Raw genomic sequence first — 633 nt, 5'->3', positions numbered from 1 at the left:
GTATTGTGGATATGAGGATGTAAAAAAATGTGGATAAAAAATAATTAAAAAAAAACAAAAGCCGACGGGTCGATGGTTTATAACAGACACAAAATTTTTATGAAAAAGGTAAATTTATTTTTAGTGAGTGTGGTTGCATTAGCGACCCTGAGTGTTGGAATGTCCTCATGTAGTGGGGGTAGTGGTAATCGCAGATCAAAATTGGAACTCAAATTGACAACTCCGGAAAAAGATGCTGCAAAAATTGCTGAAATTGTGAAAGAAGACCCTCTATATGCAGGTTCCGAGGAATTTCAAGAGTATTTAGAAAATATGAGTTTTCTATATATGTCAGAACGAGGAGGTGAAGAAGCTCGTAAATTTGGGAAGCTTACCATGGATGCTATAATTGAATCAAGACATTGAGTTCGCAAACGAGCTGTAACAAGATGGAGGAAGCCGAAAATCCATAAAAGAGTAGGCAAATTTTATGAATTTAAAAATTCAATTTATGGTAGCAACGCTTACAACGAGGCATCGGGTGCTGTTATATCGAGAGAGGCTGCTCGCGGTGATGATATGCGCTCTGCCGGGGATACCTACCTTTGCACCATAAATCAATAGTGGTTTATATATTTATTAAAAAGTAATTAT

1 protein-coding gene is annotated in these 633 nt (G+C 36.7%); it reads left to right on the top strand.

Going from position 1 to position 633, the window contains the following annotated elements; translation table 11 throughout:
- Positions 1 to 99: 99 nt before the first annotated feature.
- The gene (locus ASC50_RS03180) at positions 100 to 405 is read left to right on the top strand and encodes a hypothetical protein (protein ID WP_055430529.1); all 306 of its coding nucleotides are present in this window, start codon (positions 100 to 102) and stop codon (positions 403 to 405) included.
- Positions 406 to 633 lie beyond the last annotated feature (228 nt).

It is taken from the genome of Candidatus Symbiothrix dinenymphae (genome assembly GCF_001431085.1).
This window is presented reverse-complemented; position numbering and strand designations above follow the sequence as displayed.